Below are 13,760 nucleotides of genomic sequence, written 5' to 3'. Positions count from 1 at the left end.
TTTAGCGATCTATTAATCGTCACACTATATGCAGATAATACGTCCGTATGGAATTTGAAACCTGGTGGTTGTTGGGTATCCCAATCTTTTTTGGTTTGGGTTGGATCGCAGCACGCGTGGATATCAACCAATTGATATCCGAGTCGCGCAGCCTGCCGCGCGGCTATTTTAAAGGGTTGAATTTTTTATTGAATGAGCAGCCCGATAAAGCGATTGATGCTTTTATTGAAATTGTAAAACTTGATCCTGAGACTGCAGAATTACATTTTGCACTTGGCAATTTATTTCGTCGTCGAGGTGAAACCGAACGCGCTATTCGCGTGCATCAGAATTTACTTGCTCGCCCCGATTTGGAGCAGGAACATCGGTTCCATGCACAATATGAATTGGGTCAGGATTACCTGAAGGCCGGCTTGTTGGATCGTGCCGAAGAAAGCTTCAATTTATTGATCGGGTCCACGTACGGTGCTCAAGCTGGACGCGCATTACTCGAAATTTATCAACGTGAAAAAGAATGGCAGCGAGCGATTGAAGCTGCACAAGCATTGCAAGAAGCCGGTGCTGGCGGACGTCAAAAAGAGATCGCCCAGTTTTACTGTGAGTTGGCTCAGGACGCGTTGGTTGATGGCCATCCTGACGATGCCAAGGTATTGTTGGACAAAGCGTTAGCTAACGATCGTAATAGTGTCCGAGCGACAATGTTGTTGGGTGATGTTTATCTGGCAAAAGACGATGCAGAGGCCGCGTTAGTGGCCTGGCGTCGGGTTGAGCAGCAGAGTGTGCCGCACGTCGCGCTGGTTGCTCAGCGACTAATGGATGGTTATCGTACCGTTGGTCGTCCTCACGAAGGTGTCAATTTGTTACGCTCTTATTTGGCAGAAGCATCCTCGATCGATCTGTTGGAAGTGGTGTTTAAGGCCGTGCTTGAATTGGATGGCGTTGAAGCGACAAATAGTCTGGTGAGTGATGAACTGCGCCGTACTCCGACACTGCTAGGCCTCGATAAGCTGCTAGAGGCACGGCTCATGATCGCTGCACCAGAAATGCATTCAGAGCTCTCTGTAGTTAAAAATCTGGTGCACGGTTATACCCAGAAACTGGCGCGTTATCAGTGCAGTCATTGCGGTTTTAAGGCGCGTCAATTTTATTGGCAATGCCCAGGTTGCAGTCGCTGGGAAACCTATCCGCCGCGTCGTACTGAAGAATTGAATGTGATGAATTAAATGCAATATATTAAGATTGGTTTCATATTTTCACTATCTAACGACGACGCTAAAGAATGCGGAAGATAGGTTATGACGCTGCAAAGCAGCAACCAAGTATCGGGGTATATTTAGCGGCGTTCGAAGTGACGGTCGATAGGTCACGGGTAGTTAACCTTCAATCGTATTTTTACGGTTGAAATACAGTAAAGCGCAATACGGAAAAATATGAAAATAACAATTATCGGAACCGGTTATGTTGGTTTGGTCACGGGCGCTTGCCTAGCTGAACTTGGCAATGACGTTTTTTGTCTTGATTTGGACGAAAAGAAAATCGCTATCTTAAATAGCGGTGGCATCCCAATACACGAACCAGGTTTAGCCGAAATCGTTGGTCGCAATCGGGCGAACGGTCGCTTACGGTTTTCGACTGATATTGCCGCCAGCGTTGCCCATGGTCAGATTCAATTTATTGCAGTTGGTACGCCGCCTGATGAAGATGGTTCGGCCGACTTACAATATGTGCTGGCAGCTGCGCGTAATATCGGTAAATACATGATTGATTTCAAGGTGATTGTTGATAAGTCGACGGTGCCGGTCGGTACCGCAGACAGAGTTACTGCCGCGATTCGGGCTGAGCTGGCGAACCGGACACCAGGCGATGCAGGTATGAAATTCTCCGTAGTATCCAATCCGGAGTTTTTGAAAGAAGGCGCTGCGGTGGACGATTTTATGCGTCCGGACCGTATCGTGATTGGGTGTGATGATGGTGCCGACGGCAAGACTGCTCATGCATTAATGACGCAGCTTTACGCACCGTTTAATCGGAATCACGAGCGCACGTACTGGATGGATGTGCGTTCTGCCGAGTTCACTAAATATGCTGCGAACGCAATGCTGGCAACTCGCATTTCATTCATGAATGAATTGGCCAATCTTGCAGATAAAGTCGGTGCTGATATTGAAGCTGTGCGTCATGGTATCGGGTCAGACCCGCGTATCGGACATAGCTTTTTGTATGCCGGTTGCGGTTACGGAGGTTCGTGCTTTCCTAAGGATGTTCAAGCGTTGGAACGTACTGCACGCGGTTACGATCAAGAGTTGTTGATTCTGCGGGCAGTAGAACAAGTTAATAATAATCAAAAACACGTGCTGGGAAATAAAATCGTTGACCGTTTTGGCGGCGATTTGACTGGGAAACACTTTGCATTATGGGGTTTGGCATTCAAACCTAATACAGACGACATGCGCGAAGCATCATCGCGTGTTTTGTTGAGTGAGTTACTGGGCCGCGGCGCGTCGGTAGCAGTGCATGATCCGGTTGCCATGGTGGAAGCCAAGCGTGTCCTTGAGTTGGACTTTGCTGCCACACCGGAGTTATTGGAGCGACTGCATTTCTGCGAAAACCAAATGGCAGCCTTACAGGACGCCGATGCACTGGTCATCGTTACTGAGTGGAAAACATATCGTAGCCCTGATTTTCATCAGGTTCGCACGTATTTGAAGGCACCGGTGATTTTTGATGGACGTAATTTATACGAGCCAACAGTGATGAGCGAGATCGGTTTCGAGTATTACGGCATTGGTCGCTCGGTACTGGCGCGTAAGTGAGGGCAACCAGTATGAAAGCCAATCAGAAAGTGGAAGTCTCACAAGTTTCACAAGTGGTTCCTGCTTCGTTTGAAAGCGTTCAAATATTGGTGGTCGGCGATGTCATGCTAGATCGCTATTGGTTTGGCGAAGTAAGCCGGATTTCACCAGAAGCGCCGGTACCGATAGTACGCGTTGAAAAGCGTGAAGAGCGCTTAGGTGGCGCGGCTAACGTTGCCCGTAATATCGCTACGCTTGGCGGTGGTGCCGGTTTGCTTGGTGTGGTTGGCCAAGACGAGGCGGGCGACGTTGTGGATAGCCTGTTGACTGAGTTAGGGATCAATAGCTTCCTGACGCGCGACCCGGCCATTTCGACCATCATCAAGTTGCGTGTGATTGGGCGTCAGCAGCAGTTGCTGCGGATCGATTTTGAAGAACCACCAACCGACACTGTTTTGCGCGATAAATTGACTCGTTTCAACACATTATTGCCGCAATATGGTGTGATCGTTTTATCGGATTACGCTAAAGGGAGCTTGGTCAATGTCGCTGATATGATCGCAGCCGCCAAGGATGCGGGGAAATGTATTCTCGTTGATCCCAAAGGAGACGATTTTTCACGGTATGCGGGCGCTACGATATTGACCCCGAATAAATCTGAATTGATGCGGATTGTCGGTACCTGGAAAAGCGAAGAAGAACTCACCACGAAGGCACAAAACCTACGTCAATCGCTAGCACTGGAAGCACTTTTGGTGACGCGGTCAGAAGAGGGAATGACCTTGTATACGGATCACCAAGTGGTTCATTTTCCGACCATGGCGCGTGAAGTGTTCGATGTCTCCGGTGCAGGTGATACGGTGATTGCGACGATGGCGGTCATGATGGGTGCGGGTTTTCCGATTGCTGAGGCGGTGGCTCTGGCAAATCGTGCTGGCGGTATTGTGGTTGGTAAGCTCGGGACTGCAACGGTCACGCATAAAGAACTGTTCCCATAAGCCAAGTCCTAGAGTGTGATGAGAATGGCCGTTTTTAACAACAACGGCTTCCTATAATGAGCACGGCGTATTTACGTCAGGTTCATTAAATGAACTCATCACACTAAAAGAAAGAGGACTGCATGCTAAAAAAATTATTCCAGATCACGGCAATGTCAATTGTCACCATGAGTATGGCATTCGCGCAAGTTGACGTGAATAAGGCCGATAAGGCTGCGCTTGATAGTGTGAAGGGCGTAGGATCATCGACGTCTAAACGCATTCTTGACGAACGTACCAAAGGTGGCAACTTTAAAGATTGGCCTGATTTTGAAAAGCGGGTTAAAGGGATTGGCGGCAAAAGTGCTGTTAAATTGTCGACGGCTGGATTACAAGTCAATGGTCAATCGAAATCGAATGTCCCAGCAAAACCTGGAGTGAAAGCCGAGCCCAAAAAAGAAGCGGTTAAAGTACCTGTCAAATAGTAGAAAAGAATTTGGCGACATGGTGTCGTATTAATTAATTGTATTGCTCATCTTTTGAAAGCTCCTTGGAAATAAGGAGCTTTTTTATTTTTTTGCGATCAAATTGACCGTGATGAATAGCTTTTAATTAATCGCTTCTGACATCATAAACGTGACTTGGTGATGGCTTGAACTTAGCTGACCCATTAGCGTAATTAGCGAGTCACTTAGTGGTGCATTGAACAATGCAACTAGGGGCCCATTTCACGCGAATAGTAACGGCTTCTGAATCGTATTCGTATTTGATTTGGTCGTACTGCATACGCACAATAAAGTCTCATATTAGAATAGGTCTTTTGCCTCTTCTGCTAAGCGTAAACTATGCCCTATCTCACTATCGAAGACACAATCGGAAACACGCCGCTGGTTCAGCTAAAGCGCATTTCAGCCGACATTACCGCCCAGCGTAACAATATTATCCTCGGCAAGTTAGAGGGAAATAATCCAGCCGGCTCAGTCAAGGATAGAGCTGCGCTGTCGATGATTAAACGCGCCGAAGCACGCGGTGACATAAAGCCAGGCGATACTCTGATTGAAGCGACTAGTGGCAATACTGGCATTGCCTTAGCAATGGTAGCGACAATGCGCGGTTACAAAATGGTGTTGTTAATGCCAGAAAATTTGAGCGAAGAACGTCGCCAAAGTATGGCTGCGTACGGTGCCAAAATCATATTAACGCCTAAGACAGGCGGTATGGAGTACGCGCGCGATCTGGCGCAAAAAATGGAAAAAGATGGTGAGGGCTTGATTTTGGACCAGTTTGCTAACCCGGATAACGCGTTGGCGCATTACGAAACCACAGGCCCTGAAATATGGCGTGATACCGGCGGAAAAATTACCCATTTCGTCAGCGCGATGGGGACCACCGGCACAATCATGGGTGTATCTCGATACCTGAAGGAGCAAAATCAGGCCATACAGATTATCGGTGCACAGCCGGAAGAGGGGTCACAGATTCCAGGCATCAGAAAATGGCCGGAAGCATATATGCCGAAAATTTACGATCATGCACGCGTAGATCAAATTGAGTCGGTTAGTCAATCTGCAGCCGAGCACATGGCACGCAGACTAGCAAGTGAAGAGGGTATCTTTTGCGGGATATCCGCGGCAGGCGCCTGCGAAGTAGCGTTGCGTATTTCTCAACAAGTAGAAAATGCAACAATCGTGTTCATCGTCTGCGATCGCGGGGATCGATACTTATCAACGGGTGTTTTCCCTGCGTAGCTGTTATGAGTGCATATTACATTAGTGCGCTTGCAATCTTGTAATGTTGCAAGCGCACTAAACCAAACCAGATAACAAACGCAGGGCGTAGCGACGACCACATTACTTTTGTTGTTCTGCCTCGATTTTATCTTTTGGCTTAAATTGTTTGTCGCTGATACGGAATTTTTCACGACGATCACCCATCAAGGCGCGTAGTTCACTAATAGTGAGGCTGCTAACTTCATGCATACGAATCAACAATGAAGCGCCGACCGGCAGGCGGTGGTGGCGAATCTTGCTAATTACGGGTGGAGCAACTTCTAACGCACGTGACAAGGCGGCATCATTTTTCAGATGTAACTTATCTATGAGAGAGTCAAGCAAATGGTTTGGGTCGTAAGACACTTGCTCATCCAATTTGTTGCTTTTTGGCGCTTCTAATGAGGTATTCATAGTTCGATAGATTCCATTTATTCTGATGTTGAATAGGGAAGGTTTGCGCTAAGTATGTCGAAATATTGCGCGGCGGTAACCTTCAGCTTATTGGCGAAGTTGCAAGTAGCTTTATTTTATACCGATTCTATGTATTTTTTGTCAAAAAGAAACACTTTAAAACAATTCAAAATAGCGGTAGTAAAAAAACAACAAAATTGGATTTTAATAACTTACTTTGAACTCTAACAACTTCTAGCAGGTTGGATGATGATTTCTAGTAAAAAGTTGCAAAAACTTAATTTTATTTTTTGCTCAATGATTTATAGTGCTTTTCCGTCACTTTATTCTTCTTAAAGTATTTTGACAACATCTTTAAATTCTGCAGTTTCCTTCCAAATTTGACACCTTTTACCTCGCTTTGTGTTGACGGCTCAGGCTTCAATGCCCGATCTTTATCGATTGTGAATTCTTGCGTGTGTTTGTGTTTCAGGGGATGGCTTGCTTTCACCGCATTTTAAAAAACTCTGTTGGGCGACATGAGCACATGGATCCCAACTGGAAATATTACATGCTTGCTTTAACGCTTATCCATGGCAAATACGATGAACGCGACATACCGATTGATTTTGCGTTTATGTCGACTGAAAAAAGGAAAATCCTGTGGTCCTTTGATTGGTGATGTGCAATTTTCAAAGCGAAAAATGTTGCTGTGATAGATATTCTTCCAGATATTATTTCAGGATTTCTTTTCTTCCAAGGTAGCTGCGACGTCTAGTTTCCCCCAGCCTAAAATACCCAAGTCCTCCATGGTTTGCACATTTTTTTCAAAAATCTCAGCAGCTTCAGGGAACGCTTCTATCGCATTATCTAGACTTGCTTCGCGCAATAAATGCAGCGTCGGATAAGGCGAGCGATTGGTGTAGTTGGCGATGTCTTCCGGTTCTGTGCCGGCGAACTGATAATCAGGATGAAAACTGGCTATTTGAATTTCACCTTCGAGATCGAGGGTTTGAAGCAGGGCATCAGCGTCGTCCAGAAAATCGTTGTAGTCCAAAAAATCTTGTAATACGTGAGGGTGAATTAATAGCGTTGTATCAATTAAAGCCGGATCTGCCTGAAATAGAAAATCCAGTTCAGTTTGTAGGTCAGTGTGCAGGTCTGCAACATTTTGCGCACCGCTGACGACGAAGCGAATTTGATTTTTGACATATACCGCCTTGGCGAAAGGGCACAAATTCAGGCCAATTACGGCGCGCTCAACCCAGTGTTTAGTATCGGAAATGACTTGCTCAGTGAATTGGGGCATGGTGATTAATAATAAAATGAATAAAAAATCAGCACTTTGGGCGCAAATTTGCCCATCTGAAGTGCAAAGCGTAGAAGTGATTAAAGAGCAATGGGCGGCGCACAAAAGCCATTTGCCTAAAAAAGCACACTATATATCGTCCACAAAAAAACAAAACGGGTTATTCTTCCGGTCGCGAACCGACCACTGCGCACGCAAGGTGCGTATGTTGGGGTTTGTGTTGTCATGTTGATCCACGCAACCACCACCAATAAAGCTCCGTATCATGGCCCTTAAAGCAACTATTTTTAAAGTCGATCTGCAAATTGCGGATATGGACCGTCACTATTATCAAGAGCATGCGCTTACTATCGCCCGACATCCATCGGAAACCGACGAACGGATGATGGTGCGTGTGTTAGCTTTTGCGCGTCACGCTTCTGAAGCACTGGTTTTTAGTAAAGGATTATGGGATGTTGATGAGCCGGATATCTGGGAGAAAGACCTGACCGGTGCCATCAATTTGTGGGTTGAGGTTGGGCAGCCGGACGAGAAGCGTATTTTGAAAGCTTGTGGGCGTGCAGGGCAGGTGGTGGTTTACTGTTACAGCAGCACCAGTCATATCTGGTGGGCGCAAATAAGTAATAAAGTGGCGCGTGCCCGTAACCTGACTGTCATCAATCTGCCTGCTGGCACGAGTATCGCGTTGAGCAAACAGGCTCAGCGCAATATGCAATTGCAATGCACTATTCAAGACGGTCAAATCTGGATGAACGCCAACGACGAAACGGTTCAGGTAGATTTAACGACCCTTCAGGGTTAACTTTCAGTCGCTGGGCTTCTGCTGTCTGGTATCTGACTAGCGTGTATTGGGCGTAGCAAAGAAATCGATGATCCTGATGGCGATTTTTTCTCTCTGATCGCGCAGTAGATATCATCAATCATAGAGCATTGTTTTGCCACGATGGACCACCGTGGCAGCCAAAGCAGGGAACTAGCGGCCTGCACGTGCCGCACTAACTGAGCGCCCCAAATCAATCACCGACATAGCGTAAAAGAAACTGCGGTTATATTTGGTAATGGCGAAGAAATTATCCGTGCCAAGCCAATGTTCGGTCGGTGCGTTGCCATTTTGCAGGTCGACCAGACCAAAGCGCATATTGCTGCCGCCAGCCAGCGCTGCTTTTGACATCACGCCCGCGGCCGTCAATTCATCCAGAGAAAATTTTGCTTCCAGACCTTGTCCGATAAACGCTTGCCAGCGGTTTTCGCTACTGGTATCGGTCGCCACGGTTGCCGGAAAAACGATCGGCTCGCCCGTTTTCCAGCCGTGCACCTGCAAGTAATGGGCGACACTTCCAATGGCGTCAATCGGCGAGTTGCGCAGGTCAATTTTTCCGTTTCCATCAAAATCGACTCCGTATTGACGAATGCTACTAGGCATAAATTGTGGCCAGCCGATGGCACCAGCGTACGAACCTAACAGCGAAAAGGGATCGATATTCGACTCACGGGCAAACAGCAACGTGTTTTCTAATTCTTTACGGAAAAATGCCATACGCGCGTCGCGGGTTGGTGTGTTTGGATAGTCGAATGCCAATGTGGTAATCGCATCCATTACGCGAAAATTGCCAGTATTTCGGCCATAGACGGTTTCAACGCCAATGATACCGACAATGATTTCAGCTGGAACACCGTACTGAGCTTCCGCGCGAGCAAGCGCATCACTGTAGGTATCCCAGAATTTGACGCCAGCTTTAATACGGATTGGCTCAACGAAACGTGCGCGATACGCGACCCAGTTTTTAGGCTTGCCCGGAGGACCTGGTTTCATTAACTGGATTGCGCTATCGACTAAACGTGTTTTGTTAAACACGGCTTCTAATTCTGCGCGGGTAAAATCGTTCCTGGCGACCATTTGATCAATGAAAGCAGAGACAGTTTTCCATTGTCCGAAATTGGTGAACTCATTATCGTCACCAGTAGCCGGCGCAATGCCTGAGTCCACTAATCTTGGCGGCGGCATCGTAGCGGCGACACTATTCGGGAGATTGCCCGACGTAGCGGTTGGAGCTGCAGGAGCGCCCGCATTGAGGGGACTTGATGGCTTGGTTATTGGCGGATTTACGGCGCAGGCAGCAGTTAACATTGCGATCGCCAACGCTGCGTAAAGTCGAGACCGTTGCAGTAATTTTGGCAAGGAACATGGCAGTAAAAGAGCGGGTAACGTGGCGCGAATGAGAGGTTTCATCAAGATTTTGAAAGAAAAGGTTTAAGTTTTTTAAATTGTATTTTTAATGATGCCAGCGAGACCTGGTCAACACCACTGTTGGTGCTATAGCGCAATGTTTCATAAGCAGTAAGAAAGAGTGCCACCGCCTTTTTTGCCTGTGGCGTCAGTGGTGATGCATCCTTACACAGGCGATCACGATACGCGCCTGGACCTTCGTAAACTTGTCTGGTCATGTCTATGCCATATCGCGCCATTCGACTGCAGAAGCCTGAGTATACCTCATCAATTGGATCAATCTTGTTTCGGACCCACAGTAAGGGCAATGCAACAACTGCCATGGCGAGTGAACCAAGGCCGATCATTAATCCAACCAACATACGCCAGTCAAGTTGTTGAATACCAAAATATTGCAGCAGATTTTTTTGCCTGTCCGGTGTGTAATTCAGCACCCATTGATTCCAGTTATTGCTGAGTGCCTCCCAATTTTCCCGGACAATATGCAGCTTATTCCACCAACTGTTGGGCGAAGTCCCGATATTAATCAAGCCGCCTAAAAAACTCCGTGACATGACTTGGTTCAGAGGTTTTTGAATGCGTTCGGGTGCAACCGCGGCGGTGGGGTCAACCCGTGTCCAGCCGCTCTCCTTCAACCACACTTCGGCCCATGCGTGTGCGTCCGATTGTCGCACTGTCATAAAATCATCTACGGGGTTAAATTCACCACCTTGATAACCAGTAACCACGCGTGCAGGGATGTTTGCAGCACGCATCAAGACCACGAAGGCGCTTGAGTAGTGTTCGCAAAAACCAGCGCGGGTGGAAAATAGAAATTCATCTACGCTATCGTGACCGAGAAGGGGTGGTTCCAGCGTGTAGTTAAAATTTTCATTGTGAAAAAAATCAAGCGCCGCATGGACCACCTCGGCATCATTAGCCGCTTTGGATCGCAGGGTCTCGGCAAAAGCGAGGGTACGTGGATTGAAACCTTCTGGCAAACTACGGGCTTCACGCAGAACCGCTGCTACATCGGTGTCAGCTGCTGGCAGAGCACCTTGGTTATGAATAACAGATCTCACGTCGTAACGTGTCCGTTCGGTAATCGGCCGATCCGATAGGATTTCACGGTCAGCGTTGATGAAGATGTGAGCGGCGGGATTAGCTTCTAATGTAGGCGGTATTTCCGGGGTTTCCAAGGCGAATAGCCAGCGTTGATTACTCGCTTCCATAGTGACCTGCTGACGCACGATCTCGGTACTTGTCTTATTCGCTGTGAGGGCATTCGGTTGTGGCAATGGGAGCGTTGATGCCGACCTCCGCGTCCATGTGCGTCCATCGAATTTGCTCAACACTGCGCCACGCCAATAGCGTTGAGCAGGTGCGGGTGCGGGATCAATAAATTTGATACGAAACGCAATATCATCGGACATCGCCAGTTGTGAAATCGTGCCCGGTGCCATGCTGTCAGACATCCCGGTGTGCCCGCCAGATGCATCTCCGGGCATACTCCATAGTGGCCCTTGAATGCGCGGAAATAACAAGAACAGCACCAGCGTGAGCGGCACTGCAAGCATCAGAATAAACCCGCCCATACGCAGGCGCTGTCTCAGATGCGGTATTGCACCTGTAAATTGAAAAGATAATTGTGCCGTTAATAGCACGACCAGCGTGGCAATCACCAAGAACGCGGTAAATATGGATTGAGAATAGAAAAAGGTCGTGAGGACGAGAAAGAAGCTCAGAAAAAGCACTACAAAAACGTCACGGCGAGCGCGCATTTCTAATAATTTGAACGTCAGTAATAGCACCAACATGCTGACCCCGGCATCGCGCCCAAACATCGTGTGCTCGTTCAGATATACGCCCAGCATCGTCAACGATGCCAATGGCAATAACAGACCTAGCGGCGGCAGGCGATTGCCTCTCCAGGTTATCGTGCCACGCCACATCAACACTAGCGTGCATGTTAGTGACGTCCAAACAGGTAGATGGGCAATATGCGGTAACAACACCATTGCGCAGGCAAGCAGCAATAGTAATGTGTCGCTTTTGTCGCGGGCTAAAGCGTTGAAATGATTGCTGAGCCAAAAAGCGCCAGCTTTAGTATTTGTTGACGTTGGCAAAGATGTTGAGCCAGATTCTGAATTGTTTTGCTCAATGACGTCACTCATGCGTGGCCCTCGAACAGCGCAAGCGCTTGCAAACATGCTTGCTGATGGCTCGCACCGATAGCCGCAGAATATGTGATATCGCCAATGCGAAACGCGTACGGCAAACCTAGCATCTCGGCCTCTAATATCCAGCGCGTCATCCGAGATAATTTTGCCTCCACATCCATCGTATAGGGCAGTGCTGCATAATCGATGGTCAAATCGCTGGCAGCGCCATCGTCGAAGTATTTGGTAATTAAATGTGCGTCGTCACCAGAGCTGAGCTTAGCAATTTGTCGCCATGCCAGATGCTTGAGTGAGTCGCCCGGTTGATAGGCGCGCACGCCAGCAAAGTCCTCGTGACCAGCGTGTGCGTTGCCGGTGCTACTTTCGCGTGCGGTTACTGGTAGTGGCGGTGCCGATGCTGCGTCCTCCGGTTGCGGATAGACCAAAACGGTTCCATCTGGCTGCCAATAACACCAGGCTCGCAAAAATCCTAGAGGAAAGCGTGTTTGCAGGCGCACCCGCGGCGCTGCCAAGAGGCCCCGCCTTGGCGTAGCTGTCGTCAGTATCACGCCATAAGCGGTCGATGCGGCGACATCAACGGGCTGCTCCAACTCCGGCAAGTCTTTACCGATAAAACCCAGCCAGATGGCATAACGAGCGTGTTTGCGGCGATTGATCAGGCGTAATGCGAACAGCGCCTCTTGGCCGGAAAATACAGGCGCGTTATGATCTGACGTCAGATATAAAAAAGCCAGATTACGAAAAGTTAGATGCATGTCGATCGTCGCGCAAGCAGCAAGTACAAACGTCAGTGCAAAGCCCAGACTGAGGTTGTAATTAATCGATCCAATGAACAGCAGAACGAGAATGCCAAAAAAGGCACAACCGGCGCGGGTCGGCAATATATAGACGCGTCGCTGGTCGAGAAAAACTTCGCCATCCTCCGCTTGCCCTTCACGCGGCTTGAACGGAAACCGTAACGGAAGCGTAAGATGAAACGGCATCCGGGGTTTCGCCCTGCGCTCTGATTTTCGGGGCGCCCTGGTGGATTGAGTCGTCGGCATAGTCATGAGCCGGTGGCGCTTAAACGGGTACGGATTTTAATAATTGCAAGACCAAATCGCGACTTCCGATAGCCGTTCCACCACCATTGCGTGATTTCAGCGGGCGTAATCGATGCGCGGTTACCGGCACCAATACCGCCTGCACATCCTCGGGAATCACGTGGTTGCGCCCTTCCATGGCGGCCCATGCCTTGGCGGCCTGCACTAACGCAATTGCCGCGCGAGGGCTCATCCCTTCTACAAAAAAAGCTTCCTGGCGCGATGCTTGGGCCAATGCCTGAATATAGTCGATCAATGCTGGAGAAGTATGGATTTCTCGCAAACTTTGTCGGGCCGTAATCAATTCTTCAGGTTCCATCACCTTTTGTAGCGACTTGAGTAATGTGCGACGATCTTCTCCCATCAACAGCGCGCGCTCTGCCACTGCATCCGGATAGCCTAATGAAAGACACATTAAAAAACGATCAAGCTGAGACTCCGGCAGCGCAAATGTACCGACCTGATGAGAGGGATTTTGTGTCGCAATGACAAAAAACGGTTCAGGTAAGTCGCGCGTCCGACCTTCCGCAGTCACTTGCCGCTCCTCCATCGCCTCTAACAATGCTGATTGGGTTTTTGGCGTTGCGCGATTGATTTCATCAGCGAGCAAAACTTGCGTAAAGACTGGACCAGGGTGGAACAGAAAATTATTCTTTTCCCGATCAAACACCGAAATACCCACAATATCGGCAGGCAGCAGGTCGCTGGTAAACTGAAGTCGGTTAAAGCGCAATCCCAGCGAGATCGCCAACGCGTGCGCTAGCGTCGTTTTGCCAACCCCCGGAACATCCTCAATTAAAAGGTGTCCACCAGCCAATAGACAGACTAACGCCTGCCGAATCTGCATCTCCTTACCGACGACAATTTGATTAACTTGTTTAGCGACTGCATGGAGTTTTACGAGCATGAGACCTTCGATGTGGTGCAAAGGGGGTGAAAAAGCGAGGTGACCTGTAATTTAATTAATCTGTTACTGAGATTAGCGCGGTTCGTATATTGATTCGGAATTAAATGGGTTGAGCGCCACAAATCGAGAATAGTCTGATTGCAAA

Annotated in this window: 13 protein-coding genes; 7 read left to right on the top strand and 6 right to left on the bottom strand. The window is 48.4% G+C overall.

What is annotated here, in order from left to right; all coding sequences use genetic code 11:
• Positions 1-47 precede the first annotated feature (47 nt).
• From lapB to cysM, 5 genes are all read left to right on the top strand, one after another.
• Positions 48-1,223 carry a lipopolysaccharide assembly protein LapB gene (gene lapB, locus QN379_RS00885; protein ID WP_322235847.1) on the top strand — a complete coding sequence of 392 codons (1,176 nt, stop codon included), beginning with the start codon at positions 48-50 and terminating at the stop codon, positions 1,221-1,223.
• A 207-nt stretch (positions 1,224-1,430) separates the two neighbouring features.
• Positions 1,431-2,813 (top strand): UDP-glucose/GDP-mannose dehydrogenase family protein, encoded by a 1,383-nt coding sequence (locus tag QN379_RS00880; protein WP_323505769.1) that lies wholly within the window; start codon positions 1,431-1,433, stop codon positions 2,811-2,813.
• 11 nt (positions 2,814-2,824) lie between these two features.
• Positions 2,825-3,790 (top strand): D-glycero-beta-D-manno-heptose-7-phosphate kinase, encoded by a 966-nt coding sequence (gene rfaE1 / locus QN379_RS00875; protein ID WP_322235851.1) that lies wholly within the window; start codon positions 2,825-2,827, stop codon positions 3,788-3,790.
• Between the two features lie 122 nt (positions 3,791-3,912).
• Positions 3,913-4,254, top strand: a complete 342-nt coding sequence (locus QN379_RS00870) for a helix-hairpin-helix domain-containing protein (RefSeq protein ID WP_323505768.1) — start codon at positions 3,913-3,915, stop codon at positions 4,252-4,254.
• A 360-nt stretch (positions 4,255-4,614) separates the two neighbouring features.
• Positions 4,615-5,517 carry a cysteine synthase CysM gene (gene cysM / locus QN379_RS00865; RefSeq protein ID WP_323505767.1) on the top strand — a complete coding sequence of 301 codons (903 nt, stop codon included), beginning with the start codon at positions 4,615-4,617 and terminating at the stop codon, positions 5,515-5,517.
• 102 nt (positions 5,518-5,619) lie between these two features.
• On the opposite strand, the gene QN379_RS00860 is transcribed toward cysM, so the two are convergent.
• Together QN379_RS00860 and QN379_RS00855 are read right to left on the bottom strand one after the other, a co-directional pair.
• Positions 5,620-5,952, bottom strand: a complete 333-nt coding sequence (locus tag QN379_RS00860; protein WP_322235856.1) for a hypothetical protein — start codon at positions 5,950-5,952, stop codon at positions 5,620-5,622.
• Between the two features lie 718 nt (positions 5,953-6,670).
• Positions 6,671-7,240 carry a DUF1415 domain-containing protein gene (locus tag QN379_RS00855; RefSeq protein ID WP_322235857.1) on the bottom strand — a complete coding sequence of 190 codons (570 nt, stop codon included), beginning with the start codon at positions 7,238-7,240 and terminating at the stop codon, positions 6,671-6,673.
• A gap of 265 nt (positions 7,241-7,505) precedes the next feature.
• On the opposite strand from QN379_RS00855, the gene QN379_RS00850 reads away from it, so the two are divergent.
• The gene (locus QN379_RS00850) at positions 7,506-8,042 is read left to right on the top strand and encodes a YaeQ family protein (RefSeq protein WP_322235861.1); all 537 of its coding nucleotides are present in this window, start codon (positions 7,506-7,508) and stop codon (positions 8,040-8,042) included.
• A gap of 171 nt (positions 8,043-8,213) precedes the next feature.
• Here the strand turns inward: QN379_RS00850 and mltB are convergent, their stop codons facing one another.
• Complete coding sequence (mltB, locus tag QN379_RS00845) at positions 8,214-9,245, bottom strand: lytic murein transglycosylase B (protein ID WP_323505886.1); 1,032 nt, start codon at positions 9,243-9,245, stop codon at positions 8,214-8,216.
• On the opposite strand from mltB, the gene QN379_RS00840 reads away from it, so the two are divergent.
• A complete protein-coding gene (locus QN379_RS00840) occupies positions 9,214-9,390 on the top strand; it encodes a hypothetical protein (RefSeq protein WP_322240771.1) in 177 nt (58 codons plus the stop codon). The genes mltB and QN379_RS00840 overlap by 32 nt on opposite strands.
• Before the next feature lie 79 nt (positions 9,391-9,469).
• Here the strand turns inward: QN379_RS00840 and QN379_RS00835 are convergent, their stop codons facing one another.
• From QN379_RS00835 to QN379_RS00825, 3 genes are all read right to left on the bottom strand, one after another.
• The gene (locus tag QN379_RS00835) at positions 9,470-11,620 is read right to left on the bottom strand and encodes a DUF3488 and transglutaminase-like domain-containing protein (protein ID WP_323505766.1); all 2,151 of its coding nucleotides are present in this window, start codon (positions 11,618-11,620) and stop codon (positions 9,470-9,472) included.
• Positions 11,617-12,609, bottom strand: a complete 993-nt coding sequence (locus QN379_RS00830; protein ID WP_323505765.1) for a DUF58 domain-containing protein — start codon at positions 12,607-12,609, stop codon at positions 11,617-11,619. Before QN379_RS00830 ends, QN379_RS00835 begins: the two co-directional genes overlap by 4 nt.
• Positions 12,610-12,688: 79 nt before the next feature.
• Positions 12,689-13,615, bottom strand: coding sequence for a MoxR family ATPase (locus QN379_RS00825; protein WP_322235867.1), 927 nt, complete (start codon positions 13,613-13,615; stop codon positions 12,689-12,691).
• Positions 13,616-13,760: the final 145 nt, after the last annotated feature.

It is taken from the genome of Glaciimonas sp. Gout2 (assembly GCF_035018905.1).
In the GTDB taxonomy this organism is placed as follows: Bacteria; Pseudomonadota; Gammaproteobacteria; order Burkholderiales; family Burkholderiaceae_D; genus Glaciimonas.
The sequence above is the reverse complement of the archived record's forward strand: the minus strand, read 5'-3'. Positions and strand labels throughout refer to the sequence as shown.

Excerpts from the sequence above, each read along its gene's own strand:
- lapB (WP_322235847.1), top strand. The coding sequence starts at position 48 with ATGGAATTTGAAACCTGGTGGTTGTTGGGTATCCCAATCTTTTTTGGT.
- QN379_RS00880 (WP_323505769.1), top strand. The coding sequence starts at position 1,431 with ATGAAAATAACAATTATCGGAACCGGTTATGTTGGTTTGGTCACGGGC.
- rfaE1 (WP_322235851.1), top strand. The coding sequence starts at position 2,825 with ATGAAAGCCAATCAGAAAGTGGAAGTCTCACAAGTTTCACAAGTGGTT.
- QN379_RS00870 (WP_323505768.1), top strand. The coding sequence starts at position 3,913 with ATGCTAAAAAAATTATTCCAGATCACGGCAATGTCAATTGTCACCATG.
- cysM (WP_323505767.1), top strand. The coding sequence starts at position 4,615 with ATGCCCTATCTCACTATCGAAGACACAATCGGAAACACGCCGCTGGTT.
- QN379_RS00860 (WP_322235856.1), bottom strand. The coding sequence starts at position 5,952 with ATGAATACCTCATTAGAAGCGCCAAAAAGCAACAAATTGGATGAGCAA.
- QN379_RS00855 (WP_322235857.1), bottom strand. The coding sequence starts at position 7,240 with ATGCCCCAATTCACTGAGCAAGTCATTTCCGATACTAAACACTGGGTT.
- QN379_RS00850 (WP_322235861.1), top strand. The coding sequence starts at position 7,506 with ATGGCCCTTAAAGCAACTATTTTTAAAGTCGATCTGCAAATTGCGGAT.
- QN379_RS00840 (WP_322240771.1), top strand. The coding sequence starts at position 9,214 with ATGCCTGAGTCCACTAATCTTGGCGGCGGCATCGTAGCGGCGACACTA.
- mltB (WP_323505886.1), bottom strand. The coding sequence starts at position 9,245 with ATGCCGCCGCCAAGATTAGTGGACTCAGGCATTGCGCCGGCTACTGGT.
- QN379_RS00835 (WP_323505766.1), bottom strand. The coding sequence starts at position 11,620 with ATGAGTGACGTCATTGAGCAAAACAATTCAGAATCTGGCTCAACATCT.
- QN379_RS00830 (WP_323505765.1), bottom strand. The coding sequence starts at position 12,609 with ATGCCGTTTCATCTTACGCTTCCGTTACGGTTTCCGTTCAAGCCGCGT.
- QN379_RS00825 (WP_322235867.1), bottom strand. The coding sequence starts at position 13,615 with ATGCTCGTAAAACTCCATGCAGTCGCTAAACAAGTTAATCAAATTGTC.